The sequence below is a fragment of the Ruegeria sp. AI3 genome, from assembly GCF_056541245.1.
This window is the reverse complement of sequence record NZ_JBQFYA010000102.1, coordinates 1-529: the sequence shown is the minus strand read 5'-3', so window position 1 is coordinate 529 and position 529 is coordinate 1. Positions and strand designations below refer to the sequence as shown.

Genomic DNA, 529 nt, shown 5'->3' with positions numbered 1-529 from the left:
GTCGCGGCACGCCCCGATAGCGGCTATATCGTTGACAGCCTTGGATGGGTCCTGTTCCGCCTTGGGCGTTATGACGAAGCGGTCGAGCATATGGAACGCGCTGTTGAACTGATGCCGGTTGATCCGGTGGTCAACGACCATCTGGGGGATGTCTATTGGGCCGTTGGACGCGGGCGCGAGGCCGAGTTCCAATGGAAACGAGCGCTTTCGTTTGTGGATCCCGAAGACACTGACGGAGAGGCCGACCCCGAACGCATACGTCGAAAACTGGATATCGGTCTGGACGCTGTTCTGGCCGAGGAAGGTGCCGAACCGCTGAAGGTTGCCAATGGCAACTAAGGCCTTCGCGCCGGCCAAGATCAATCTGACACTGCATGTAACCGGCCAGCGCGCGGATGGTTATCACCTGCTGGATTCTCTGGTTGTGTTTGCGGATGTCGGAGATCAGTTGGAATTCACCGCAGGTCAGATACTCTCAATCGACGTCGGGGGCGAGCATGCGGATGGTGTACCAAAAGACAGCCGAAAC

Annotated in this window: 1 protein-coding gene and 1 pseudogene; both read left to right on the top strand. The window is 58.0% G+C overall.

The annotated features are described in order from the left end of the window. On the top strand, nt 1–339 hold a 339-nt coding region (locus ACRZ95_RS23275), incomplete at its 5' end, for a tetratricopeptide repeat protein (protein WP_480555784.1). Continuing rightward, a pseudogene (locus ACRZ95_RS23270) lies at nt 329–529 on the top strand (4-(cytidine 5'-diphospho)-2-C-methyl-D-erythritol kinase); the annotation flags it as partial. The gene ACRZ95_RS23275 and the pseudogene ACRZ95_RS23270, both read left to right, overlap by 11 nt.